Genomic DNA, 24650 nt, shown 5'->3' with positions numbered 1-24650 from the left:
CAAGTCAATTATATAAAATATTGACTTGGAATGAAGGCATTCTCTGATTATGGTGTTTAACCATATCCTCTCCACTCGTTAGGATACTTCACTGCATAACTATGATCTGGTTCAAAACCGAATCGATAGGTAGTATTGCCTCCAATCTCATCATCGACAGTACCAAATACGTTGGCGTAGGCCTCGAGATCAATGCCAACCATGTCCGTTCGGCTCGCGAAGGTATAGTCAAAGCAGTCTGCACAGCAGTCCACATCGGCCGAACTACCCATGTATGGGATATCAAGGTTTATGACGACCACGACCGCCTGCTGTGCATATCAAGACATACCGTAGCGATCGTGGATAAGAAGGTGATGGGATAAAATATTTATCTCATACTTTCCATCAAAAAAACGTTATATTTGGTATAGTTTAAGATGAAAACAACAACCCAAAAAGTTGATATTTCACAACTAAAAAAAGGAATGGTTTTAGAGAGAAAATGAGTGAACCAAGACTAAGAGTATTTGCAGGGCCTAATGGTTCGGGAAAGAGTACTTTGTTCGAATCTTTTTCCAAAAACTACAACACAGGTTTTTTCATAACCTAAAAGTAACCACAGACGATCTACAAAAATTCCTAAAAACACCAAACTCCATATCATTACTCCAAAAATCTATAGAAAAAAATCATCCTATTAATTTTGAAATTTCTCAACATCGTTGTCTTACCTGCCCCACGCAGCCCCTGATGGTGAGCATACGACTCTCCCAAGGTAATTTATAATAAAGAAAGCTGTCCCCCCATGCACCTCCTGCATCAGCGACTCTTGGTATTCTAGCAGCGTTTCCATTATTGCCTTATATTCACTGCAAAATAAGCAAGAGGCTGTCTAAAAAGCCCATCATGCCGTCATTTCGACGAGGCACGAGGAGAAATCTATGGCTAAGTAATTTTTCAAACTACTGAAAATAAGTAAATTATAATTTATCCATAGATTTCCCTTTGGAGCTGCTTCGAGGTCTCTCTTCGTTCGAAATGACGATTAGATTAACTGTCAGACCTTTTTAGACGGCCCCTTGATAAATATTGACTAAAATTAAGGCATTATCTCGTTAGGGTATTCAATCATACGTCTCTATAACAACAAAAGGGAGTTCTCTATACACAGTAAAACCTGCAGACAACTAATACCTCATTTACTTCGATGATATATTAAACTTAAAAATATTCTGATAATGTTTCGTATCGTCTTGTGTAATACCACGAGAAGTATATCCAAGGTATAAATTTCCTTTATATGCCTTTATTCCCTCAGCTTCCATCGCCCCCAATTTCGTGACACCTATGTCAGAAAGAATATTTCTATCGGAAATAAATGCTACGCGAGTGCGCTCTTCTACAATCTTGCCTTGGAAATCAAATACAGTTACATAAGACTGTGATTCACCGGACCAATTTGCAGATCCGTTCAAATTATAATTAGACTGGCCTTCAAAATAGTACAATCGATCCTTGTAGACATCGTATCCTTGCCAATCATAGTACGTCGCGCCGGCAGCTCCATATCCGGTCTTGCGAAATTTGACTCTGGCTACCGGTGTCAAAGTAGTCAGATCACGGCAATACACCGTGTATGTATTGGTTGCCAACGACTTTGGATTATTCGTCTCAAAGCCATTTGTACACGTAACGTTTACATTGACCATAGTCGCTTTTTTTGCATCGCTCAACTTATAAATAACGAAACACCTATAGCTGGAATTCGTAGGGTCATTATAGTTGATCGTCAGTAGGTCATTGTCGGCATCTATGGAAGGATGTAGCTCATCATAGCTTGCCCCTATGTAGTAATACTCCTCACATTCATTGGTTTTTACGGTTTTATCTTTTTCATATTTCACCCGGCCGATGACACGATCGCCCCAATAAGATCCGTCAGAACGAGCGGAAGCGTATGCTCCGATCCAAAGGTAACGATCATCCCCCACTTCCTCTATGGCCGTATTGGTCGCATGGCCAAAATAATGCAGTTTCATAACATCTGTATTGGATGTCAATATTTCAGGTCCTTTGTTCACTGCGGACTTGACCAGATTGACCTGGTGTTTATTGGCCGCATCCGCCGTCTGTGTGTACCAAATGGAACCATCCGAGTCAAAATTAAATCCCTGTATGACATTATTCGACAGCAAGAATGTATTGATACTGTAGATATTTGATCCTGCATCAAATGAGTTGATTCCGGTAGTAGAACTCAAGTCTACCGCGGGTCCTTGATCGTTGCCAGCAGGCTCTCCACCTTTGCTGCAAAACGTAAAAAAAGGTAAGACCAAAAAGATTAAATTCATTTTACTTATGTTCATCATTTTATAATTTTTCTACTTTGATATCATCTAACCAAATTCTTACCCGGGCAGCACTAGCATTATACGGCAATGTACTGACGACCAGCCTCGTATTCGATGTAGCACCTGTCACTCTCACACTATGCTCCGTAGTGCGGTTGGTCGAATACAAAGGTCCATTGGTGGCCGGATCGACATTCGATGTACACTCCACTGTTACCTGTTGGCTGTTGTCCAGACTCACCATGGTAGGTCCACCGTCGACGATGGTGCCGTCTCCTTCAATAATGATATAGTGTCGTAGTCCGTCTTCCCCCCAACTGTGATAAGGTTCGTAATACGGAGCGGTATTGACAGTGATCAAGACATCTGCTGTGCCCGTAATATTCTCAAATTTAGGTGTTTTCAAATACCCTTGACCTGCAGCCGGTGCCAGTCGAACAGCTCCGGTCGCAGCAAAAGCGTTGACACCATGCCAACCCGCATAATTAGGGTCTGTAAAATTACTTCCGTATTTTGCTCCATCCCAGTAGGCGTTATACAATAATGGAGCATTCGTCGGACTAAGATTACCATCAAATGTACTCGCGATATTATTATTCCAAGAGTGTGTGCGATAGTCTGTCGCTTTCACATCAGAAGAAGTAGGATCCAGTGTCTTGAGTTGCGCTTCCGTGGGTTGGACGGCGAAAGCCTGATATATCGGTGCACCTCCAAACCAGAAGTCATCAAAATCTTTATACAATATCACATTAGCCCCTATATTTTCTGTCGGCGTCGTGAACTGAAAATAAGTCATATCCGAATCCAGGTTGAGGGTGTTGATCGTTTTATGAACGACCCTAAACCAATAGGTTGTACCGGGTTCCAGATCTCCGAAAACGAACCTGTTATGATCAAAGAAATAGTTCCCTGTACCGATGCTCGTTGAGCTCAGCCAATCTACCTGATTAGCATATCGCCGGATAGCAGGGCCATACTGCGTAGTCGCGAGCTCAAGCTCAAACTTTCTGGACACTCCCGAATTTTTGATATACTTGCCCCAATCCAGCACAGCCAGCCTTGGCAACACTTTGATAAGTTCGACCGTAGGGCTTTCCAACGGATCTATACCACCATCTACTTTTACGCGAGTCTTTACAGTAAAATTTTGTGTATAACTCCTGCTCGGTATTTCAACAAGCAGGTCAATCTGTATCTCACCGGTCGTAGTGGTCACGCCACTGAGATCCACCGGAATGAAGCCATCACCTGCCGACAATTGAAAGTCAGCAACATCATGTATTTCAAGCCCATCAGCACCCGGCCCTTGTAAAGATGCCGTCACATGCACAAAGTCGTCTGCGGCGCCCTTGGTATAAGGAATCAATACCTGCGCTCCGGTAATATCCTGATCCACCAGAAAACTGGAGGCTACCGTCGGCCTTTCTACGACGATATGTCCTGCAGACTGAACGATGTTTACGTCATAGCTTTTATTTCCATTGGAAACAGTAATGATTCCTGTTCTTTGGTCTCCTTTATTGTGAGCCACAGTCACCTCAATATTCTGCTCTTGCGAATCCCCACTACCTTCTTCTGGATTGACCGAGATCCATTCAGATTGCGAACGAACCGTCCAATGGTTACTTGACGCAATAGCCAATGGTTTTGTTTCATTCAGATAATTAAACGACATCTGATCCGATTGCCGCTTAAACATGTCAAGGACATCCTCTTTGGAACATGATGTATACGTGAGGATACAAGCCAATCCCAAAAAACAACATAATTTATAATGTATATTTTTCATTGCTATATAATTTATATTGGACAATTAATTTTCCCATCCTGTATTTTGTCCCAAATCAGGATTGATATTCCTGGCCACCTGGGGTATAGGATATAAATACATCTTATCGTCCCAGATTCTTTCGAGCCTATACACCAAACAATTGTCTGCGTTCAGACCAAATGTAGTAGCAGCATCGCCTACCTGTGCCGTGATCTGTACATAAGTCACTGTACTTTCCGTCGCGCTAGGGCGGGGAATAGTAGTCGAATAGAAACAAATGTCATTCACGCCGTCTCCGTTCATGTCGAAAGGCTTTCCGACCTCGGGGATGTAAATACCCGCCATCTCGACGATCAGTTTATGCCCCATCTTCCAGCGCATAAGATCATCCCTACGGAGATTTTCCGAAAGCATCTCTACCGCTCTTTCTCGTCTAACTTCCAGAATCCATTTGTCCGATAGTCCGTCATAATACTGTTGCAGATAAGGGTCAGCATTATCAGGCTCTCTTCCGTTCACTCCAGACCTTTCTCTCAATGGTCGAATACTTCTGTTCCATTCGGCCGTAGACATTTCACCCAGCTCGGCCTTAGCTTCCGCATAGTTCAACAGAACTTCCCCAAAACGAAAAACACTCAGCGAATTCAAGCTGCTCGTATTGCTTTCATAAGCGTCGTCATCCATATTCCACTTGATTATCCTATAGTAAGTCAGCTGGGCTCCCAGACCCGGAAATACTTTTGCAAACTCATTGGTCTCCACACCGGCAACTTTCTTGCGGTATGCAGGGGTAATAATAGACTGCCCCAGTCTATAGTCCCTGTTTTGGAACTCTTGATAAAAGACTTTTTTATTATAATCAACTTGGTCTGTATAGCGAGAACCATCCCGGTTGAGGTACATATTCACAAACGCTTTAGTCACAGAATTTCGTTGGCCAGCCGTTCCCGAAGCAAAATACCATGAGGCATCGTGCACCCTACCTTCTTCCAGATTCATTTCATTGGAAAGAATGACCTCTTGATATTGTGGGCTTAAACTTTTGAACACCTTCCCATAATTTTTATCTTCTTCGCCTACAATATTGACTAAACTATACGGGCTATTGTTCATCAGTTCTTCGCTGGCTGCAAGACTTTCCCTTAGCCAAAGCTCACTATCTGCTACGCCGTGATACTTTCTGAACGTACCCTCATAGAGACAGATTCTAGATTTTAAGGCTAATGCCACATATTTATTAATGACATTTTTGTCAACAAATTTACTGTCGTCCGAGCAATTGTTAACCGCGAAGTTCAGATCCTCCAAAACTTTGCCTATCACAAATTCCCTTGGATCTCTTCCTTTATAAAGCTGCCCCTCGTCATCGGCATCGATAGGCTGATCGTACCACGGTACATCACCAAACATCTTTACTTTATCCCAATAAAACCATGCTCTCCAAAACCGCCCTACCCCTTCGTAATGTTTCATAATAGACTCGGGCACATACTCCGAGGCCTTGTGCATATTCGCTAAAAAGTAATTTACATTATGTAGCTGTGCCCAATGCGATGTCGTCCAATTATTTGCTGATAGAGCGTTATAGCCGGGGCGCAAAAATGCCTCTGTCTGGGTCGTGACCACGACATCACTAAATTGGTCTCCTCGGGTAAGTGTCTCGACCGAAGGCAGGTATCTTGTCAGAAAACCATTTGTATAGGTTTTAAGGGCATTTTCAGAATCAAAGAACTCTTCTGCTGAAATAGAACTTATCGGTTCATGATCCAGAAGTCCCTTACAGGAGTTCAGCACGAGTATAGCTAAAAAAACGGTGAAATAATTTCTTGTTTTCATATCTGTATTTTTAAAATGAAACATTAAGACCCAACGAAACACTCTTTGTCTGTGGGTATCCATAGCCTTGGCCATCTGTACCTGTTCTTGCGTTATAATCCGAGTCCCCCGCTGTGATTTGCTCCGGATCATAGTTTTTAGCATATTTTTTCAACGGAGACCAGAAGAATAGATTCTCGGCGGAGACATAGATACGTAGTGCTTGTAGATGCATCTTTTTGGACATACTTGCGGGAATGCTGTAATCTACCGTTAGGTTTTTTAGTCTTGTATATCGTGCATCCTGGAGATATCTGTCATTTGCCGCACGAAGTGTACCTCTGCCGGATGCTGCCAGCGAACCTCTCAAACGAGGCCAATATGCGTTGGGATCCGGGTTTTCTTCCGTCCATCTTTCCGCATTCTGCCAAGGTAAGCTAAAACCATACGTCCGGTTATATTGCCCCCAAAAGAAGCCCGACTCACCGGCAGGATACCAATCTCTCTTCATGATCCCCTGAAAAAATGCAGAGATACCAAAGCCTTTATAACGTCCGCCTACATTGAATCCAAAATGATAACGTGGCTCAGCATTACCGATGATTCTCAAATCCCCATGATTATCCAATGTATTATTCCCATTATCCACCTCGCCACTTCCATCCAAATCAGCAAATTTTAAATCTCCTGCATTCCAGCTGACATTGTCACCGCTCCAAAAAGTCCGGGACTGCGCACGTACCCCCCAATCCTGAGCCTCTTCATCCGTGGCAAACAAACCATCAACCGTATAACCCCATATTTCACCCAACGTCATACCTTCATAATAGGCAGTAGAATATAGTGTAGGCAACGTATTTGTCTTGCTTGTATACTTTGTGATCTTAGATTTACTGTCCCACAATGAAAACCTCAAATTGTAGGTTAAATCATCATTCCCTACTTTAAATTGATCTTTATACCCCAGCGATACCTCAAACCCTCTGGTCACCATGTCCGCATTATTACCTTTAGGGGCTGAATATCCGGCTACAGCAGGAATCTCCTCACCGACCACAAACATATCGGTTGTTTTCTTTTCATAAATATCACTTACAAAATTGAACCGGCCACCAAATAAGTCAATGTCAAGCCCCAAATCCTTAGTCGCCGATCTTTCCCAGGTCAAACTCTCCGGCATAGGAACCGGCGCCGAAGTATTGGCTTCTTTTGTACCATTTGTCAACACCCCTGTTGATTTGTTGATATCCATCATAGCCATGTACAGATAAGGTTCTACATTACCATTACCTGCCGCGCCTATTGAAAACCTCCATTTCAGATTATCCAACCAGGAAATCTCTTTCATAAAAGGTTCTTCGGACATACGCCATCCCACAGATGCGGATGGAAAAAATCCCCATTGCTGGTTTGTCGGGAACTTAGAACTTCCATCGTATCGACCACTCGCTTCTACTAAATACTTCCCTTTATAATTGTAGCTCGCTCTATAGAATATACCATTAAATCCCCAGGAATAGCTTCCCCGGTCCTGAAGTGTTAAGTTTATTCCATCCATCAATGAGAAATTTGGTTTGTCCGCTTTCAAAAGACCATCTCTCATCATCTGTGTGGAGTAATACGTTTTTTCTTCTATATTCCAACCCGCTAAGAAGTTTAAATAATGCTTTTCGGATACTCTTGGTGTAAAGTTGATGGATGCATTAGCGACCTGATACTCGGTCTCGTATTCTCTTTGATCCAAAGAACTTACCAGTGGGTATGTCAGATTAATACCGGGAATATTGGAATGGCTGATAGAATTCACGACATCCATCCGCTTTGAATGATTATACAAGTAGGAATAGTCGGCTTTAAATTCCAGTATTTTATCAATGATATTTACTGTCAAAAATGTGCTATTCTTGATATCGAACTTGAAATTGTCCCTGTAATTATTGCCTTCGGCCATGGGTGCATACCCTGTATATACAGCTGCCGCTGTCCAAGACCCATCCGGATTACGGATTTTTGCTACCGGAAACCCTTGGTGTTCAAGAAGGCGAGGAATTGTCAGATCGTTTGGATTTCCATTAGGCTGATGGTAATTCCTTCGGATGAAATCCGTATTGTTTTCCAGTCTGATGCCCTTTGTAATATTTACTCTCCCTTTCGCACGTAAGTTAATCTGTTTAAACTTCTCATCACCTATCTTATAAATTCCTTGCTGATCAAAAAATCGGGATGACACCACAAAATCAGCTGTTTTCGAACCCCCTGAAATATTCAAGTTGTGCTGTTGTCCATAGGTATAATCTCTGTAAAACTCATCGTACCAATTGGTCGAACCATAATATTGATAGACGCCGTTACTATTGATATCCCAATCCAAATATCCTTGATCGGGATCGTTTACACGCTTCTTAAACTCATCCTCCCAAGCTTGGGACCACGGAAAAAAGTTGTTGATACCTGTCGGCAGCCGATGGGCATAAGAAACATGTGCCAACTTGTAATTATCGTACCATATTTGCGGATCAGTTTCGAACTGTGGCCGTACCGTTTGGCTAAAAATATTAAAACTAGGGCTATAATTTACCGACACCTTATCTGTTTTGGCATTTTTAGTGGTGACTAATACTACCCCAAACGCCCCTCTGGCTCCGTACACAGCCGTCGATGACGCATCTTTCAATACAGAGATACTTTCCACATCCTCCGGGTTAATGGCGGTCAGATCAGCCTCGACCCCATCCACCAATGTCAAAGCAGAACCTCCTGCCCCAATGGACTGCGTATTGCCACGAATGTTAATAGTTGCACTTCGACTGGGTTTACCGTCCACCATTGTTATATTGACTCCAGGTATCTGTCCCTGTAATGACCGTAGCAAGTAAGCATTGGGTCTATTCTCAAGAACCTCCCCCGAAAGGTTTGAAACTGCTCCCACAATATTTTTTCTGAGTTGGGTACCATACCCTATGACCACCACTTCATCCAGCGTGCCCGTCTTCTCCAATAAGGTCACGCGATAGACAGACTCACCCGTGAGATCGATGACCTGCTCTTGGTATCCGATAGCGTGGATACGAATAGATCGGGCTTGATCGGTTAATTGTAATCTAAAATCTCCGTTCCGATCGGTCTGTGATGTCTGCCCACCAACTTCTGACACGCTGACTCCTGCAAGCGGTTGGTTATTCACATCTACAACTGTTCCCGTGATGATCTTTTGCTGAACACTTTGTCGTATTTCAGCAAAATTATTGGAAAAGCCTAAATTCATCGAAAATAAGCTAAGGACATACGTCCAAATCAATGCCTTGATAGATCTCATAATAATCAAATGGTTAAATGTTCCAAAATAGTGTTATATTACTTCCGGTACCTCTTTGGTTTTTGCTTAATCAAGTCTACAAAATAGTCTTTCAACAGCCTTGCATTGCCCTCCGTAATAGACAATACATAATGCTTGCCGTCCGCCTGTTCCGAGAAATGCGTAAAGCCTTTTTCATCCACCGTCAGTTTACCCGGTTTAGAAATATTCAATAGGTTTCCCTGTTGCTCTACAGTGTAATACACCGAAGTCAGATCCCAAGTCGGTCTATTGTACGGAAACGGCCGGTAGCGCCTATAAGCATCTACCAAAGGATGGTTGACCGCCCATCCAAAGTCCTGTTCTATGCTCTTACTCGGATAGATCACTTTAGCACCCACTTCAAACGGAGACAGCACAATACCCGTAGGCCAGTTGGCTATCACATATTGGGCTGCAGGACGGTCATGGATGACATTGAACTCGGCACGTTTTTTTTCACCGAAAGAGCCTGCCATGACCGAAAGGTATTTGACTTTCTTTGCGACCAGTTCTGCGCCGCTCAATGGCGAATATCTATCCGGTCCTGATTCCAGCAGTCTAGCAAGATTGGTCGAAAAACCGACCGATATGACTACGACGGAATAATCCTGTTCCTTGGCCAGCACTTTGCGGTAAAGCTCATGTGCCGGCAGTAACTTATCGTGTTTTTTGAGCGAGTATTTGTATAATTTCGCGGTATCGTTATACTCCACCATATTCTTGCTATAATCCACGTAGTCATTGATGAACACACCCTTTTCAATCCGGCCGATCGGAATCTTCTTATAGCCATACCAAGTCGACATCATATCGATAAACCGTGTCGAATAATCTGACTCCTTGTTGTTCATGATAGCTAACAGATGAATTCTATTTTGATCTGCATACTTATACAACATATCCAAGGCCAGCGCATCATCGATATCGTTGCCCATATCGGTATCCAGAATTACGTTGAGCCTACCCTCCGTATAAAACGGATGTGCATGCTGTTGGCCAAGGACAACCTGACCGAGCAAAATAAAAACTGCTAATACTATATTTTTCATTGTCATAACCTCTTTATCACTCCCCCGCCACAATAATCAACGCCAAACCCACCACAAACAGCACAAACATCATCGCCAGTTTGCCATTCACATTGACCGGAGAACCCTTAAACTCTTTCCAGATAAACACACCCCACAGTGCAGCCACCAATGTAGCCCCCTGTCCCAACCCATACGAAATAGCTGGTCCGGCCTTGCCTGCTGCAATCAGGTTGAGGGAATTGCCCAGACCCCAGATCATGCCCCCCAATATCCCGGTCAGGTGCGTACGGAAACTACCTTTGAAATAAGCCGCATAACTTGTTGGTTCGCCGACAAAAGGCTTTTTGATCAGAATACTATTGAAAAGCAAATTGCTCAACAGTATCCCCACGGAGAAAATAAACACAGCCGTATAGGGCGTCATCTTCCCGACTTCGGGGGAGACAAAATTTTCCAGATCCATCGAAGCCGCTATGAACCGATAGAAGAAAGCCATCAGCACACCCGCCAGCACAGCTAGCACGATACCTTTGGTATTGGCTTTGTCAATTTTACCTTTGTTTTTGAGTTTGTATGCCCAGGCATTGACCAAAATCGCCAATGTAACCAGTCCCACACCGATAAACAGCAGTGTAGGATCTCCCTTTGGCGTATTGATATAGTTAATGATCACACCCAACACCAATGCGATACCCACACCAACAGGAAAAGCCACCGACATCCCTGCAATCGCTATAGCTGCCGAAAGCAGGATATTTCCCGCATTGAAGACAATTCCACCGAGGATAGCACTCCCTATATTACTCCATTCCGCCTGTTGCAGATCGGCAATAAAACTTCTGCCTTCCTGCCCCATACTTCCCAGCGTAAAGGCACTCAACAACGAGAAAATTAAGATCCCCAGCACATAGTCCCAGTAAAACAATTCAAAACGCCAGTTTTTACTGGCTAGTTTCTGTGTGTTGGCCCATGATCCCCAGCAGAGCATCGTGATGACACAGAAAAAAACAGCCTGATAATAATCGTGTACGATAAACATAGTTATAATGGATTTTGTGTAGTTTGATAAAGACTTTTTAGTTCGTATCGATATGGCGATGACGATTGCGCACCCAAACGTGTAACAGATATTGCCGATGCCTGACTGGCAAATGCCAAGGCCTCTTCAATAGGTTGTCCTTCATTCAAGGCTACGACCAATGCGCCGTTGAACACATCTCCGGCAGCCGTGGTGTCCAATGCCGTCACTTTCTGCGCCTCTACATAGATGTATTCGCCCTCGAACAGGGCAAGGGCACCTTTCGCTCCCATCGTGATGACCACATTTCTTACGCCTTTTTCGGTCAAGATTTTCGCAGCCGCTTGAGCGGTGGCGACGTCGTAAACAGCCGTGCCGGTCAACAGGGAAGCTTCCTCCTCGTTGGGTGTCAACAGATAGACTTTAGTCAATACAGCTTGCGATAACGATTGCGCAGGAGCCGGATTTAAAACGGCCTTTGCTCCTCTATCTACAGATTTGGATATGATATACTCTATAGTCTGGATCGGAATCTCCAATTGCATAAGAATAAAACTGCCTTCTTCGATCAGATGCTCGACGTGCTGTACTTCTCTGGGCAACAATGATCCATTGGCTCCCGGAGCTACCACGATATTGTTTTCTCCATTCCGGTCTACTGTAATGACAGCGACACCCGAAGGGCTATCCTTGTCTATACGTGTGTATCCCACATCCACTCCCTCCTTTTGCAGAGACTGTAAGGCTGTTTTTCCAAAAACATCATCGCCTACACTGGACACAAAAAGTACATCACCTCCCAATCTGGCAGCAGCTACGGCTTGATTGGCTCCCTTACCGCCTTGGTTCATAAAAAAATCTCCACCCAAAATAGTTTCTCCCGGCTTCGGAAAACGATCCGTTCGGACAACCATATCGGTATTCGAGCTACCTACAACAATAATACGTGATTTAGACATATATTTCCTCTATGATATTTGATGTTTATAATTGGCGCATTGCGCAAACGTTATCGCAATAATAAGGAGAAAATATTTATACACAAAATATTTTTTTATTTTTTTTCAAAAAGATATGCAAATCTCTCTTAATCCTAGTGCAATCGCTGTGAGACCGTAACAAAAACTGCCTTCAATTACAGCCAACATTCCATCTGACTCGATTTTCCATCCATAGTATAACACGGTTATTCTTCTTGTACTTTGATACAACTAGTCTATCGAAGTAATAATTACATGAATTTCATTTAAGTTAATTGATGGTTTATAGCGTCTTTATAGAGCTTTACTTCTACCTTGCTATAGAAAATATTGAAAATGAAGTTATTGGTATAGAGGGCGAAATAAAGAATAGCTAACACAACTTCCTGATAGAATCACGTTCGATCAATTTTGGGGCAAACAAACTGGAATCCTGCACCGACAATACATTTTCCATACTTTCAAACAGTAGCTCTACGGCTCTCTCCGCGATTTTCTCGACCGGATGCGCTATACTCGTAATTGGGCATTCGAGGTAATCCAGGTACAACGAATTGTCAAAGCTCACCAGAGAAAAATCCTCTGGAATATGATATCCTCCTTCTTTCAAGGCCTCCAATACCCCTAACGAAATGGTATCACTCAACGCAAAGATAGCCGTCGGCCTATCTTCCAATTCCAGTATACGCTTCATCTCTTCATGACCAGCTTGCTGCGTAAACTCATGCCCCCCGACGTACTCAAAATCCAAAGCATATTTTTCTATACCGGCTTTATATCCCTTCACACGTTCGGTACTGGAGATGACAGTTGGATTACCTTGTATGCAGGCTATTTTTTTATGCCCGTTTTTTACGAGTAGTTCTACAGCCGATAAAGCGCCTTGAAAATGATCTGTAGAAACAAAAGGTATAGACAGGTCTTCGAAGTACCTATCTATAAAAATAGTTGGAAGTTTGATGGAAATAATCCTCTCCAAATGATCGTATTCATTGCCAGAGGGTATCACGATCAAGCCATCCAGATTCTGTGCCGAAATCTTATTGATCGTCTCCTTTTCGATCTGCTGGTTCTCGTCACAATCAATCATATACACCGAATAGTTCCTATTGTAAAAAGCCTTACTGATGATACTGGCAATGGTGGAGAAAAAAGGATTCGCCAGACTTGGCACAATCAAGCCGATGGATTGATTCTTTTTCAACCGCAGATTGACTGCTGCCTGATTAGGGATATAACCAAGTTTTTTAGCTTCCGCATGAATGATAACAGCTGTTTTCTCACTCACTCTATATTTTTTGTACGTTCCATTCAGCACCCTAGAAACGGTAGTTGTAGAAAATCCCGTAATATTGGCTAAAGTCTTGATCGTAACATGTCCGAAATCCATGCCCTAAAATAAAACAAATAAATGTAGGGGCGAAATATCTTTCATCCTATAGGACAAAATATATATGGGTAAACAACAGTTTGCCCTATCCCACAATCAATAAAAATCAATATACCAAACCTCTCCCCAACCGCAATCGGTTGATTTATTTTTCTCTTTCGGAATATCAAATAATTTTATTAGTCTTGTAGTTAGAATTAAAATCCTAAACCTCAAAATAGAGAACTCATTTAAACAACAATGACAAATTCATTAGAAAATTCAAAGAGAACGGCTTTGCTCCCCATGATTATATGCTGTGCACTCTTTTTTATCTTGGGCTTTTTTACATGGGCTAACGGAGCACTCATCCCGTTCGTTAAGCTAGCATTCAGTCTCGAGTCAGATTTGCAGGCTTTCTTTGTGCTATTTGCTTCTTACATTGCATACTTCTTTCTTGCTTTGCCAAGCTCCGTAATTATCAAGAAAACCGGCTTCGAAAATGGCCTCATATTTAGTTTAATTTTATTGGGCTTAGGCTCTTTGATATTCATCCCTGCTGCACACCAAGGTAGTTATGTCTTGTTTCTATTGGGAATATTCGTTCAAGGATCAGCAATGGCCTTGCTACAGACTGCAGTAAACCCGTATCTGAGTATCATCGGTCCCATAGAAAGTGCTGCTCAACGTATAGCTGTAGCGGGTGTTTTTAATAAGACAGCCGGCATTATTGTACCTATTATTCTAGGCAGTATCCTTTTAAAAGGTTCGGAAGAAATTTCACAAAAAATCCAATCACTGCCTCCCGGTCCTGAACACGATGCTCTTTTGAATTCTTTACTAAGCCGTGTGGACACACTATACATCGTTCTGGCTATATTGATGTTTATCTTTGCAGCTGTAATAAAACTAGCAAAAATGCCCGAAGTCGATGTGGATAAGGAAGATGAAATAGCGGAAGGGCATGAAAATGTGTTAAAGAAAACAAGTATTTTCCAATTTCCTCACCTTTTTTTAGGTTCTTTGGCCATTTTCTTTTGCGTAGCTGTGGAGGTCATGGCCGGTGACATTATCGGCACATATGGCCATCAATTAAGCTTGCCTTCGTTCTTTGTCAAATATGGAACGGCATTCACCTTAGGCTGCATGCTAGTAGGATATTTTATCGGTATTGCCACTATTCCTAAAATCGTATCCCAACAAGCGGCCTTGAGGGTGTGTACAATCGTAGGTATTATCTTTACTGTTACAGCCACTTTCACGTCTGGTTTGACATCGTACATTTTCATCGCTTTATTGGGTGTCGCCAATGCTTTGTTGTGGCCGGCCATTTTCCCACTAGGTATCAAAGGTCTTGGACGCTTTACCAAAACCGGTTCGGCTATTATGATTATGGGTATTGCCGGAGGGGCTATATGGCCATTGGTATATGGTTATTTAAAAGATCAGGTTGGTATTGATTTCCAACATGCTTTCTTGTATGCCGTAGTTCCAGCGTATTTATATATTCTATATTTTGCAACCAAAGGACATACTATAGGCAAGAAAATATAATCAATATCTGATAAAAACAGGAGACTGTCTCCAAAGTTCTGATAGATGCGTTTTTGTCATGTTGACGATAGGAAACATCTGATACACAATTATATATTTTTTAGATTCTTCCTATCGTCAGAATGACAATGCTTTTAAAATAGTCTATTTTTTATTCAAAAACATATAGCCCGCTCGGACAAACACAATATTGCAAAGCAATATCCCACGGATCTACAGGCTCAATATGATCCACAGGCTCAAAATAACTCAACCCAATAGTGCGGACATCTGACCTACACTGTGCCAAAAACCGATCGTAAAAACCCTTACCGTACCCTACCCTATTTCCTTTTTTATCTGCGATCAGCAAAGGTACCAATACCATGTCGATGAGATCCTCCGACAGCATTTTTCCGGCAATAGGCTCTAAGATCCCCCATGTATTCATCACAAGTTCTGTGTGCTCATCCCAAAGGTAATTAGTCATTGTCCCCTGCTGTATATCAGATCGCGAAAGGACAAGGTGGATATGGGGATAATTTGTTCTGATCCATTCGATCAGCAGGGACGTATCCGGCTCATTGAATTTGCCGAAAGGAAGATAGACATGCAGATACCTACAATCACTCCAATCCAGCGAAAGCAAATATTCGAATATCAACTGATCCATCTTTTGACATTCGGCACGGGATAGTGCCATCCGTTTTTGCTTATACAGTTTCCGAAGATCTCCCTTGGTCATAAACAAATGTAATAAAAAACGGCCTTGCCGCAGGAAGCTGACAAGACCGAATAATCAACCTAAACCAAAAACTTTATTATTTCACACGCTCGACGTAATTACCGCTTTCCGTGTCAATCTTTACTTTATCACCTTGATTGATAAATAATGGAACATTGATTTCTACACCTGTCTCTAAGGTTGCCTTTTTTAGAGCGTTGGTTGATGTATCACCTTTTACAGCAGGCTCTGTATAGGTGATTTCCAATTCAACACTTTTAGGCGCATTAGCCATTATAGGCTCATCACTCTCAAAAGCCACGATCACGTTCATACCTTCCTTCAAGAACCGCGCCGTATCGCCAAACAAAAACTTAGGAATATTGAACTGCTCATACGTGTTGTTGTCCATTACAACAAAAAAATCACCATCTTCATACAGATATTGGTAGTCGTTGGTCTCCACACGCGCAATTTCTACAGCTTCATCCACACGGAAACGATATTCAACCAGTTTTCCGGTTTTCACATTACGCATCTTTGCCTGATAAAACGCACGCAAGTTACCAGGGGTACGGTGGATAAACTCTTCTACCGTAACCAATTCGCCATTAAAACGCAGTACATTTCCGGTTTTTACCTCTGAAGCTTTAGCCATATCTATTTGTTTTTACTTTTGTTGGCACAAAAATATGAAAACTCGCGCGAAGTCAAAAGAAAAAAGCGATAAGCTTTAGGCCGTAGGCTATAGGCTTTAATTATGCCTATTGCCTACAGCTTATAGCCTAAAGCAAACTAGTACTCTATCGGTACGTTAAACTCTACGGTACTACCTCTTTCCGGTACACCTTTGATACGCACGATGTTTCGTTTTGTATTGGCCAATGCCGCTTCTACATCATCCACATTATTGACAGGCCTACCATTCACTTCCGTAATGACCAAACCTCTTTCCACACCAAAGTACTCGAATACACCGCCTCTATGCACCTGTGTCACGACGACACCGGAATTGATGCCCAACTCTTTCTTGCGTGCATCTGTAGCAGGGATAAAACTTGCTCCAAGTTTGTTAAAGATTTCGGTTGCACTCGCACTTGTCGACTCATCGCCCGAAGAAGATTTGCTAGCTTCTTCGCCTTTCAAGGTGACGGTTACTTCTTTTTCCTTACCATCGCGCTTGTAGGTCAATTTTACCTTGTCGCCCGGACGCAGTCTAGCCACTCTTTCCTGTAGATCGGAAGAAGAATAGATCGTACGGCCATCGATCTTTTTGATGATATCACCTGCTTTGATACCTGCTGCTTCAGCTCCGCCACCTTTAACGACATTCTGTACATACAGTCCATTGATATCATCGATACCTTTCTCTTTACGCAAACCTTCACTGATCTCGTTAAAGGTAATACCCACGAAACCACGTTTCACGCTTCCAAATTCCTTGAAGTCATCCAATATTTTTTTGGCCAGATTGATCGGAATAGCAAATCCATAACCTGCATACACCCCTGTCGGAGAAGCAATCGCCGAGTTGATACCGATCAGTTCGCCTCGTGCATTGACCAAAGCTCCACCACTATTCCCTTTATTGATAACCGCATCTGTCTGGATAAACGATTCGATCGCTGTATTGACGATTGCTTGTTCTTCGCCATATCCATAGCCTCTAGGTTGTTGCTGAGTCTCACCCAGGATACCGATTTGGCGTCCCTTGGCACTGACGATACCTGCCGTGACCGTAGACTGCAAGCTCAAAGGATACCCTACGGCCAACACCCATTCGCCGATCTGTACATCGTCAGAATTACCCATCTTGACAATAGGCAAGTTCGAGGCTGTCACTTTCAACAAGGCCAGATCTGTATTCGGATCTCTACCTATTACTTTTGCTTCAAAAGTACGTTTGTCTGTCAGCTGCACCTCAATCTTGTCGGCTTCATCCACGACGTGATTATTGGTCACGATATATCCATCCGGCGTCAAAATCACACCTGAACCCGAAGCTTGTGCTTGCCTAGGCTGTGCCTGCCTACGTTGAGGCATCCCAAAAAACTCTTCGAACATATCGAATGGCGAACCTCCACCACCACGTTGCGAGCCTCGCCTTGTCATGGTCACTTTGATATGAACGACACCCGGCGAAACAGCTGCTGCCGCTTGTGTAAAGTCCGGATTGCCTGTAGAAGACAATATCTCATTTTCCGGATTATTGGCATAATGTACCTTTTGTCTTTCTTCAAAAGACATATTGTCCAGCTGTTTATTTTCAAAGAGCTTATACCCCCCTACAGCTATCACACCTCCTAAAACAGCTGTCAACAATGTTAGACCTATTTTTTTCATTTTTTATTTTTGCTATTTTAATATATACCTTTGTTAATAATAATCGGGATTACTAGTTCAAATGTAATACCATCAGGCACGTTGTCACAACTTTTGTCAGTTAAAATTTGTTAATTCTAAATAATTTCGACAGGCTTTTAACAAGATTTAACAAAAGGACCGGCAACTGTAACAAGAATATAGAATTTCAAGCAAATTTTCAAGTCTATCATGCAAAAAATAAAATTTTACAAATACCAGGGGGCCGGCAATGACTTTATTCTGATTGACAACAGAAAGGGGGATTTTGACCGGAAAAATGAAGATTTGGTTCATCGGCTTTGCGATAGGCGGTTTGGGATAGGAGCCGATGGTGTCATGCTGCTCCAAGACGCAGAAAATTACGATTTTGAAATGGTATATTACAATGCTGACGGCCGGGAAGGGAGCATGTGTGGCAATGGAGGACGGTGTATAGTGGCTTTTGCCAGAGATCTTGGCATTACCCATGAAAAAACTGACTTTTTGGCAGTAGACGGCAAACACCAAGCCTCCATTCACGGTGACCAAGTCAATCTGGGTATGATCGACGTGGAGCAAGTGGACAAAGATGGAGAGGCTTTCGTTCTCAATACGGGCTCTCCACATTACATCACGTTAGTAGAAGATCTGGCTCGCTATGCCGTGTATGAAAAAGGGAAAGCTATCCGCAATAACGAGCGGTACAGAGAAAAAGGGATCAACGTCAATTTTGTGGAAAAGGAAGGCGAAGGGTACTTTGTACGAACTTTCGAAAGAGGGGTAGAAGATGAAACATTAGCTTGTGGCACCGGAGCTACGGCTGCGGCTATGGCTATGGCTATCCACGAAAACCGTGAGGGCTCCATCGAAATGCCGATACGTGTACTCGGTGGGCAGCTTACTATCTCTTTTCTAAAAGAAGGCAATCGATTTAGCCAAGTCTATCTGAAAGGCCCCGCACAGTTTGTGTTTGAGGGTGAAATCAATATACTGTAGAGACGCAATGCATTGCGTCTCTACTTATAATCCAAAATCTGGATACTTTCATCGCAGAAGCTATATTCTTTCTCCTGATTGGAGCCGATGAAAAGCAAGCGTTCGGATGCACAGGTCAGATCAATCAATTTGAGATACCATTTTTCTCCTTCAGCATCCAGATTGCTCGTTGGTTCGTCTAGCAATACGATATCCGACTCCGAAAAACAAGCCAAAGCAAGCTTGACCCTTTGTTTCATACCTGATGAAAAATATCTGATCGGTTTGTCTACAGAGCGATCCATATTCAAAAAAGACAAAACGGCCGCCTTATCAAAACCTACCAACAACGATTTGAACCGAAAATGAAAATCCAGCATTTCTGCCAGTGTAAACTCCTCGATCAATTCAATATAAGGGGCAGCAAAAGACAAATGTTGATAAACATCCTCGACATGGACTTCACGACCGTCCGATACATGGTATGCTATCTTCCCGTCACTCGGCGACAACTGACCGGCAATCGTTTTCAATAAAGTCGATTTTCCCGAGCCGTTCGGCCCCAGGATTGCATATTTTTTTGGAGAAGAGAAGGTGTAATCCATGTTTCTAAAAACCCATTCCTGATCAAACCTTCTACCTAGATTGTGTAAAGTTATATTCAATAAGCGCGCTTTGTTAGATTTAGACACTGATTTTTCCTTGGTTAAACCCTCTTACGACCCCACGATCGGAATTTCGCACAAAAGCCAGGATCTCATCCCGCAATTCGGTAGCGGCAAACTCAGCCTCCACCAGATCCAGAGCCTTGCTCAAGTTACGGTGCTGTACGAAGAGTACCCGATAGATATTTTGGATCTCGGCGATCTGTTCGGGTGTAAATCCCCTGCGTCTCAGCCCCACCGAATTGACACCTGCATACGAAATAGGCTCTCGTGCAGCCTTGATAAACGGTGGCACATCCTTACGTACCAGTGTACCTCCTGTCACAAAAGCATGTGAACCTATCTTACAAAACTGATGGACGGCAACCAAACCGGCCAGTACCACATAATCCCCTACGGTAATATGACCGGCCAACGTACTGGAGTTAGAGAAAATACAGTTATTACCGACAATACAATCGTGTGCAATATGACTGTAAGCCTGAATCAGACAATTCTTTCCGATGACTGTTTTGTAGCGGTCCTTCGTCCCCCTATTGATGGTTACACATTCTCGAATAGTAGTGTTATCCCCGATTTCCACCGTTGTCACTTCACCTTCAAACTTAAGGTCCTGAGGCTCACCGGAAATAACGGCACCGGGAAATATCTTACAATTCTTGCCAATTCGGGCACCATCCATGATGGTGACATTGGATCCTATCCAGGTGCCCTCCCCTATGACCACATCTTTATGTATGGTACTGAAAGGTTCGACAACCACGTTGGGCGCTATACGAGCCTCCGGATGGATATACGACAACGGTTGTATCATTTATTATTTATTTTACTTTGACAATTTGAGCCATTAGTTCGGCTTCACTCACAATCTTCTCACCTACCATCCCCACACCCTTCATACGGGCGATCCCTCTTCGGATAGGCTCCAGCAGTTCACAGCTGAATATCAAGGTGTCCCCCGGATGCACCTGGTTCTTGAAGCGGGCATTTTCTATCTTCAGAAACAAGGTCAGCCAATTTTCGGGATCCGGCACTGTATTCAACACCAGAATACCTCCGGTCTGTGCCATAGCTTCAATCTGTAGGACGCCCGGAAATACCGGAGCTCCGGGAAAGTGTCCCATAAACAAATCTTCATTCATGGTTACATTTTTCAAACCCACTACATGGGTTTCTGACAGTTCCAAGATCTTGTCCACCATCAAAAAAGGCTGACGGTGGGGAAGAATATTCATGATCTGTACCGTATCATAGACCGGCTTGGCATGGATATCGTAGGTATTGATCTTTTTCTTGTTTTTGTCCCGCTTGATTTGATTTTTGACACGCTTGGCAAACGCCACATTAGCGGCATGCCCTGGCCTTGCAGCCATGATATGCCCCTTCAAAGGTCGTCCTACCAATGCCAGATCTCCAATCATATCCAACAGTTTATGTCGTGCGGGTTCATTTTGATACCGCAATTGAATGTTGTCCAAGATGCCTTCATCCGCTACAGTTACTTCTTTGTTAAACAGCATTTGGAGCTTGTCAAGCTCATCCTTGCTCACTTCTTTGTCCACTATAACGATAGCATTGGACAAATCGCCACCTTTGATCAAATTATTTTTTACCAAAGCTTCCAATTCATGCAAAAAACAGAATGTCCGCGAAGAAGAAATATCTTTCTTGAACTCGTCTATCTTACTGATGGAAGCATGTTGGCTACCCAATACGGGCGAATTGAAATCAATCATACAGGTCAAGCGATAACCATCCAAAGGCATGGCCACAATCTCAACCTTACGCTCAGGCTCTACATAGTGGATATTCTCCTTAATTTCGTAAAAATCTCTATCAGCTTCTTGTTCTGCAAACCCTGCTTCTAATAATTTCTCGACGAATACAGCTGAGCTTCCATCCAAAATCGGCACTTCAGGACCATCAATATCAATAATAACATTGTCTATTTCCAGACCCACCAATGCAGCCATCAAATGCTCTATCGTGCTGACAGAAGCTCCATTCTCCGAAATAGTCGTTCCACGCGAAGTATCCGTTACATTGTCCGCATCTACAGCCACGACCGGCTGATCTTCCAAATCTACACGTCTAAATTTAAACCAATGATTTTCGGGAGCAGGCTTGATGGTCAATGTTACCGATTTACCGGTGTGCAACCCTATTCCCGAAATTGAAATCTCTCTCTTGATTGTCCTTTGCTTGGCATTCATTTCTTCCATATTGTATGGTTCAATTTATAGTAGTTTATTCCTGGTTTTTTAATTTCTTTTCCAGTTCCAAAATCCTTTTCTCCAATTCGGGAAGCTTAGCATACACGACTTGTGATCTTAGCTCGCTCGTATACGGTGCAAATGGGGATCCCCCCCATTTTGCATTGGCAATCAGGATACTGCGGTTTACCCCCGACTGGGCTTGTATCTGGCTTCCATCAGCTATGCTGATATGCCCTACGATACCGACCTGACCGCCGACAATCACCTGTTTACCGATTTTGGTACTCCCCGAGATGCCCGTCTGTGCTGCTATCACACTATGATCACCGATATCTACGTTGTGGGCTATCTGTATCAAATTGTCCAGCTTCACCCCTTTATGTATGACCGTCGAGCCCATTGTCGCACGATCAATGACCGTATTGGCACCTATTTCCACATCATCTTCGACAATTACATTTCCGATTTGCGGAATCTTGTCATAGGAACCGTCTTTTTGGGGAGCAAACCCAAACCCATCACTACCGACAACTGCCCCCGCATGTATAATGACATTTCGCCCTACCACACAGTCGTAGTATATGGTCACATGAGGATACAATACCGAATTGTCTCCGATGGTCGCATCATCTCCTATATATACATGGGGAAAAATCCGGACATTGTTTCCGATACGTACATTCTTGCCCACATAAGCAAACGCTCCTATGTATCCACCCTCTCCTATCAGTGCCGACTCATGGATAAAATGCTCGCCTTCCCTTCCTGTACGTTCTGTTTTAAAGCCGTAATAAATCTTCAGCAGCGTAGTGAAAGCCGAATACGCATTCTGTACCCGAATCAATGTCGCCTGGACAGGCTTCTGCAAAAGCAATGATTCGTCTACGATAACAATACTAGCCTGCGTAGAATAAAGATATTGCTCGTACTTTGGATTAGAGACAAACGAAAGACTACCCTCCGTACCCTCCTCGATTTTGGACAAATGGGTAACCGTGGTATGAGGATTTCCTTCGATCTTACCATTCAACAACTCGGCTATTTGTTCGGCTGAAAATTGCATTAATTTACAAATGTATATTTTTTCTTAATAAAAAATTAATCTTTAATTCTCCTTTTTAAATGACTCCAATCTCTTTCGGATAGGTTACCGTATGTTTTTCAACACTCCTGGCCAATGCTTCCAAATTTGAAAGGTCAGAAGCTTCAGCTATATCGACAAGTTCACCCTTATTGTTCAATATCCGGATCGGATCCCGTTCGGCGTCATACGCACTGTTGCGGATGATCTGTGTGTACACAAAATAGTCGACCTCCGTATCATCTACCCCAAAACGATCCTTGACCCTGGACCGGATATGCTTGATCTCCTCCGAATCAAAACAATCGTTGCGCATAGCCGTCCTGAACAGATCCCGACCTAAGAGTTTTCTGCACAGCGTAGACAAGATGAAATCCTCGTGATCGGCCCAGACTTTAAGTGCGGACATGATATCATTATCGTCCAACTTGGTGAACCATTCGAGGTGTTCCTCGTGCAATGCAAAATCCTCGGAAGTAATCCTATTATTCAAGAAATGTTGCAAAGCCGGCGTTGCAAACAGTGCTGTTCCTGTATTGCTCAACTCTTTTGCCCGAGCCAAAGCCTTGATCAACATTTGCTCTGCCGCAATCACTGTCTTGTGTAGATAGACCTGCCAATACATAAGCCTGCGGGCTATCAGAAATTTCTCCACTGAATAAATCCCCTTCGCCTCCACCACCAACTCATCATCTTTCACATTCAGCATCTTGATAATTCTATCGAAGGATATCACCCCCTCTGATACTCCTGTAAAGAAGCTATCCCTATTCAGATAGTCCATACGATCCGTATCCAACTGGCTCGACACCAACTGATGCAAAAATTTCCGGGGATATTCATTATTGAAAACGGTAATAGCCAGATTCAATCTCCCATCAAACTGCTTATTCAGCCTATCCATCAATAAGTGCGACACTTGCTCGTGCGATACGCCTTCGATAAGCGTATGTTCCAGGGAATGTGAAAACGGCCCGTGCCCTATATCATGCAGCAGGATAGCAAGAAGCACGGCTTCCTCCTCTTCCTCCGATATATAGACCTCCTTAGAACGCAAGGTGTCGATAGCCAACTGCATCAAGTGCATCGCACCCATGACATGCTGAAAACGCGTGTGCAATGCCCCTGGATAGACCAGATGCGTCATGCTGACCTGCTTGATATACCGCAATCTTTGCAAATAAGGATGTTGGATCAGATCAAAAACAAACCCCGACGGTATCGAAACAAAACCGTACACAGGATCATTGATTATTTTCTTTTTGTTCAAGGGCAGTTTTTTATAGCTAACTTAGCCTATATGCTATTCCATAAAAGTTCAAAAAAACGGATATACTAAGTTAGCCGCAAAGATACATACATTGCAGTTAATTTATGTTAAAAATCGGGCCTATTCTTTAGCACGAACAAGGTATTTCCTTTAAAAATAGTATTTTTATCCTACATCACAAAATAAATA

General features: G+C 43.0%; 19 protein-coding genes. 3 read left to right on the top strand and 16 right to left on the bottom strand.

The genetic code is table 11. The annotated features are described in order from the left end of the window. The first annotated feature begins 101 nt into the window (after positions 1-101). Positions 102-365: a hotdog fold thioesterase gene (locus tag G5B00_RS05730; RefSeq protein ID WP_163872303.1), complete on the top strand. Its 264-nt coding sequence runs from the start codon at positions 102-104 to the stop codon at positions 363-365. Positions 366-1181: 816 nt separating this feature from the next. Here the strand turns inward: G5B00_RS05730 and G5B00_RS05725 are convergent. From G5B00_RS05725 to G5B00_RS05690, 8 genes are all read right to left on the bottom strand, one after another. Then, positions 1182-2333 (bottom strand): hypothetical protein, encoded by a 1152-nt coding sequence (locus G5B00_RS05725; protein WP_163872302.1) that lies wholly within the window; start codon positions 2331-2333, stop codon positions 1182-1184. A 19-nt stretch (positions 2334-2352) separates the two neighbouring features. Further along, positions 2353-4122, bottom strand: a complete 1770-nt coding sequence (locus tag G5B00_RS05720) for a BACON domain-containing protein (RefSeq protein ID WP_163872301.1) — start codon at positions 4120-4122, stop codon at positions 2353-2355. A gap of 24 nt (positions 4123-4146) precedes the next feature. Continuing rightward, positions 4147-5940 (bottom strand): RagB/SusD family nutrient uptake outer membrane protein, encoded by a 1794-nt coding sequence (locus G5B00_RS05715; RefSeq protein WP_163872300.1) that lies wholly within the window; start codon positions 5938-5940, stop codon positions 4147-4149. A gap of 10 nt (positions 5941-5950) precedes the next feature. Then, the gene (locus G5B00_RS05710; protein ID WP_205966313.1) at positions 5951-9235 is read right to left on the bottom strand and encodes a SusC/RagA family TonB-linked outer membrane protein; all 3285 of its coding nucleotides are present in this window, start codon (positions 9233-9235) and stop codon (positions 5951-5953) included. Between the two features lie 38 nt (positions 9236-9273). Beyond that, positions 9274-10305, bottom strand: a complete 1032-nt coding sequence (locus G5B00_RS05705) for a nucleoside hydrolase (RefSeq protein WP_163872299.1) — start codon at positions 10303-10305, stop codon at positions 9274-9276. A 16-nt stretch (positions 10306-10321) separates the two neighbouring features. Then, the gene (locus G5B00_RS05700; RefSeq protein ID WP_163872298.1) at positions 10322-11326 is read right to left on the bottom strand and encodes a GRP family sugar transporter; all 1005 of its coding nucleotides are present in this window, start codon (positions 11324-11326) and stop codon (positions 10322-10324) included. Positions 11327-11328: 2 nt separating this feature from the next. Beyond that, positions 11329-12264, bottom strand: coding sequence for a ribokinase (gene rbsK, locus G5B00_RS05695; protein WP_163872297.1), 936 nt, complete (start codon positions 12262-12264; stop codon positions 11329-11331). A 394-nt stretch (positions 12265-12658) separates the two neighbouring features. Then, positions 12659-13675, bottom strand: coding sequence for a LacI family DNA-binding transcriptional regulator (locus tag G5B00_RS05690; protein ID WP_163872296.1), 1017 nt, complete (start codon positions 13673-13675; stop codon positions 12659-12661). Positions 13676-13915: 240 nt separating this feature from the next. Between G5B00_RS05690 and gluP the strand changes: the two genes are divergently transcribed. After that, positions 13916-15208, top strand: coding sequence for a glucose/galactose MFS transporter (gene gluP, locus G5B00_RS05685; RefSeq protein ID WP_163872295.1), 1293 nt, complete (start codon positions 13916-13918; stop codon positions 15206-15208). Between the two features lie 151 nt (positions 15209-15359). Here gluP and G5B00_RS05680 read toward each other — a convergent pair whose 3' ends face one another. The 3 genes from G5B00_RS05680 to G5B00_RS05670 form a co-directional block, all read right to left on the bottom strand. After that, positions 15360-15932, bottom strand: coding sequence for a 5-formyltetrahydrofolate cyclo-ligase (locus G5B00_RS05680; protein WP_163872294.1), 573 nt, complete (start codon positions 15930-15932; stop codon positions 15360-15362). 76 nt (positions 15933-16008) lie between these two features. Beyond that, a complete protein-coding gene (gene efp / locus G5B00_RS05675; protein ID WP_163872293.1) occupies positions 16009-16569 on the bottom strand; it encodes an elongation factor P in 561 nt (186 codons plus the stop codon). A 137-nt stretch (positions 16570-16706) separates the two neighbouring features. Then, positions 16707-18254, bottom strand: a complete 1548-nt coding sequence (locus G5B00_RS05670) for a Do family serine endopeptidase (protein ID WP_163872292.1) — start codon at positions 18252-18254, stop codon at positions 16707-16709. 210 nt (positions 18255-18464) lie between these two features. Here G5B00_RS05670 and dapF point away from each other — a divergent pair, with 210 nt between their 5' ends. Further along, on the top strand, positions 18465-19250 hold the full coding sequence (gene dapF / locus G5B00_RS05665) for a diaminopimelate epimerase (RefSeq protein ID WP_205966312.1): 786 nt from the start codon (positions 18465-18467) through the stop codon (positions 19248-19250). A gap of 20 nt (positions 19251-19270) precedes the next feature. On the opposite strand, the gene G5B00_RS05660 is transcribed toward dapF, so the two are convergent. The 5 genes from G5B00_RS05660 to G5B00_RS05640 all read right to left on the bottom strand — a co-directional run bounded on the left by G5B00_RS05660 (position 19271) and on the right by G5B00_RS05640 (position 24461). Next, entirely contained in the window at positions 19271-19834 is a 564-nt protein-coding gene (locus G5B00_RS05660) for an ATP-binding cassette domain-containing protein (RefSeq protein ID WP_317168832.1), read from the bottom strand. 79 nt (positions 19835-19913) lie between these two features. Then, complete coding sequence (lpxA, locus tag G5B00_RS05655; RefSeq protein WP_163872290.1) at positions 19914-20708, bottom strand: acyl-ACP--UDP-N-acetylglucosamine O-acyltransferase; 795 nt, start codon at positions 20706-20708, stop codon at positions 19914-19916. Between the two features lie 7 nt (positions 20709-20715). Then, positions 20716-22107, bottom strand: a complete 1392-nt coding sequence (locus G5B00_RS05650) for a bifunctional UDP-3-O-[3-hydroxymyristoyl] N-acetylglucosamine deacetylase/3-hydroxyacyl-ACP dehydratase (protein ID WP_205966318.1) — start codon at positions 22105-22107, stop codon at positions 20716-20718. Between the two features lie 34 nt (positions 22108-22141). Beyond that, on the bottom strand, positions 22142-23173 hold the full coding sequence (gene lpxD / locus G5B00_RS05645) for a UDP-3-O-(3-hydroxymyristoyl)glucosamine N-acyltransferase (protein WP_163872288.1): 1032 nt from the start codon (positions 23171-23173) through the stop codon (positions 22142-22144). A 55-nt stretch (positions 23174-23228) separates the two neighbouring features. Then, positions 23229-24461, bottom strand: a complete 1233-nt coding sequence (locus G5B00_RS05640) for an HD domain-containing protein (RefSeq protein ID WP_163872287.1) — start codon at positions 24459-24461, stop codon at positions 23229-23231. Between the last annotated feature and the right edge of the window lie 189 nt (positions 24462-24650).

The organism is Parapedobacter sp. SGR-10 (genome assembly GCF_011030405.1).
Lineage (GTDB): Bacteria > Bacteroidota > Bacteroidia > Sphingobacteriales > Sphingobacteriaceae > Sphingobacterium.
The sequence above is the reverse complement of the archived record's forward strand: the minus strand, read 5'-3'. Positions and strand labels throughout refer to the sequence as shown.

Coding starts and splice junctions, on each gene's coding strand:
- G5B00_RS05700 (WP_163872298.1), bottom strand. CDS start 11,326: ATGTTTATCGTACACGATTATTATCAGGCTGTTTTTTTCTGTGTCATC.
- gluP (WP_163872295.1), top strand. CDS start 13,916: ATGACAAATTCATTAGAAAATTCAAAGAGAACGGCTTTGCTCCCCATG.
- G5B00_RS05710 (WP_205966313.1), bottom strand. CDS start 9,235: ATGAGATCTATCAAGGCATTGATTTGGACGTATGTCCTTAGCTTATTT.
- G5B00_RS05725 (WP_163872302.1), bottom strand. CDS start 2,333: ATGAATTTAATCTTTTTGGTCTTACCTTTTTTTACGTTTTGCAGCAAA.
- G5B00_RS05680 (WP_163872294.1), bottom strand. CDS start 15,932: ATGACCAAGGGAGATCTTCGGAAACTGTATAAGCAAAAACGGATGGCA.
- rbsK (WP_163872297.1), bottom strand. CDS start 12,264: ATGTCTAAATCACGTATTATTGTTGTAGGTAGCTCGAATACCGATATG.
- G5B00_RS05705 (WP_163872299.1), bottom strand. CDS start 10,305: ATGAAAAATATAGTATTAGCAGTTTTTATTTTGCTCGGTCAGGTTGTC.
- lpxD (WP_163872288.1), bottom strand. CDS start 23,173: ATGCAATTTTCAGCCGAACAAATAGCCGAGTTGTTGAATGGTAAGATC.
- dapF (WP_205966312.1), top strand. CDS start 18,465: ATGCAAAAAATAAAATTTTACAAATACCAGGGGGCCGGCAATGACTTT.
- G5B00_RS05670 (WP_163872292.1), bottom strand. CDS start 18,254: ATGAAAAAAATAGGTCTAACATTGTTGACAGCTGTTTTAGGAGGTGTG.
- lpxA (WP_163872290.1), bottom strand. CDS start 20,708: ATGATACAACCGTTGTCGTATATCCATCCGGAGGCTCGTATAGCGCCC.
- G5B00_RS05720 (WP_163872301.1), bottom strand. CDS start 4,122: ATGAAAAATATACATTATAAATTATGTTGTTTTTTGGGATTGGCTTGT.
- G5B00_RS05650 (WP_205966318.1), bottom strand. CDS start 22,107: ATGAATGCCAAGCAAAGGACAATCAAGAGAGAGATTTCAATTTCGGGA.
- G5B00_RS05730 (WP_163872303.1), top strand. CDS start 102: ATGATCTGGTTCAAAACCGAATCGATAGGTAGTATTGCCTCCAATCTC.
- G5B00_RS05660 (WP_317168832.1), bottom strand. CDS start 19,834: ATGGATTACACCTTCTCTTCTCCAAAAAAATATGCAATCCTGGGGCCG.
- efp (WP_163872293.1), bottom strand. CDS start 16,569: ATGGCTAAAGCTTCAGAGGTAAAAACCGGAAATGTACTGCGTTTTAAT.
- G5B00_RS05715 (WP_163872300.1), bottom strand. CDS start 5,940: ATGAAAACAAGAAATTATTTCACCGTTTTTTTAGCTATACTCGTGCTG.
- G5B00_RS05690 (WP_163872296.1), bottom strand. CDS start 13,675: ATGGATTTCGGACATGTTACGATCAAGACTTTAGCCAATATTACGGGA.